Source organism: Mesorhizobium sp. M1A.T.Ca.IN.004.03.1.1, from assembly GCF_003997555.1.
Classification (GTDB): Bacteria; Pseudomonadota; Alphaproteobacteria; order Rhizobiales; family Rhizobiaceae; genus Mesorhizobium.
In genome coordinates this window covers 1-272 of sequence record NZ_RZTV01000324.1, presented here as the reverse complement: position 1 = coordinate 272, position 272 = coordinate 1, and the positions used below count along the sequence as shown (strand labels likewise).

Genomic DNA, 272 nt, shown 5'->3' with positions numbered 1-272 from the left:
AGCTGCGAGCAGGTGCATATGCTGCACTACCGCTTCGACGAGGCGATCGAGTGGGGCCTGCGCGCGATCACCTTGGCCGACCGGTTGGGCGAGGTCGAAACGCGCGTCCATGCCTTGAACAATGTCGGCACCTCGCTTTTGTTCGACGACCGTCCGGGCGGTCGCGAACGGATGGAGGAAAGCCTGGCGCTCGCGCTCGAGCACGGGTTCCACGACCATGCGGCGCGAGCCTACACCAACTATGCCGTATATGCGGTCGTGTCCAAGGACTT

1 protein-coding gene is annotated in these 272 nt (G+C 63.6%); it reads left to right on the top strand.

What is annotated here, in order from left to right; translation table 11 throughout:
• Window positions 1-18: 18 nt before the first annotated feature.
• The coding region (locus EOD29_RS31845; protein WP_245475502.1) for a hypothetical protein at window positions 19-272 on the top strand (254 nt) is incomplete at its 3' end.